The sequence below is a fragment of the Massilia sp. CT11-108 genome (assembly GCF_047302915.1).
Taxonomy (GTDB): domain Bacteria; phylum Pseudomonadota; class Gammaproteobacteria; order Burkholderiales; family Burkholderiaceae_D; genus Telluria; species Telluria orientalis.
Genome location: NZ_JBKYMO010001081.1, coordinates 1 through 758 on the forward strand (window position 1 = coordinate 1; position 758 = coordinate 758).

Below are 758 nucleotides of genomic sequence, written 5' to 3' on the forward strand. Positions count from 1 at the left end.
GGGTGGCAAGGCGAGCCGGCCGGCGGCATCGGGCTGCCCAAGGCGCTCCGCCAATGCCTGCTGCACGTCGTCCAGCAGGCCGCGCAGCGCAGCGCGGATCGCATCGTCCATCGCCGTCTCATCCGTCGCGGTCTTCGTCGTCAGGCAGCCGCGCGTCACCTCGTCGTCGTCGACGGCCGTCACCATATCGATGGCCAGGCGCAGATAGCGCCGCAGCGCTTCCTCGGCCGTGGGCGCGGCCAGCGCTTCGCGCAGGCTGTCCAGGTAGCGCATGCGGTAACGCCCAAAGACGCGCAGGAACAGCGCCTGCTTGTCGCCGTACGCGTGGTACAGCGAACCGCGCAGGACACCGGTCGCCTGCGCGACGTCCTGCATGGACGTGGCGCCGAAACCGCGCCGCCAGAACAGCAGCAGCGCGCGGTCGAGCACCTCGTCTTCATCGAATTGTTTTGTGCCTGCCATGACCCGATTATCGGCATCCTTGACAGCCCTGTCAAGTTTGACTAACCTGTCAAACATGAGCCACCCACAAGGATCCAGCATGGACACCACCCTCGACCGCGCCGCGGCCACACGCGCCATCCTCGCCGGCCTGTGCGCCAGCCTGGTCGGCATCGGCCTCGCACGCTTCGCCTACACGCCCCTGATTCCGCCGCTGATCGAGGCGCACTGGTTCGCCGCGCAGGACGTCGTGTTCCTCGGCGCGGTCGAGGGTGGTGTCCATGCTGGATCCTTGTGGGTGGCTCATGTTTGACAGG

Annotated in this window: 1 protein-coding gene and 1 pseudogene; one reads left to right on the forward strand and one right to left on the reverse strand. The window is 67.4% G+C overall.

The annotated features are described in order from the left end of the window. A partial coding sequence (locus ACEN88_RS33255; protein WP_413346581.1) for a TetR/AcrR family transcriptional regulator occupies positions 1-462 on the reverse strand: 462 nt, incomplete at its 3' end. 79 nt (positions 463-541) lie between these two features. Here ACEN88_RS33255 and ACEN88_RS33260 point away from each other — a divergent pair. Next, positions 542-706 (forward strand): annotated as a pseudogene (locus tag ACEN88_RS33260) (YbfB/YjiJ family MFS transporter); the annotation flags it as partial. Positions 707-758 lie beyond the last annotated feature (52 nt).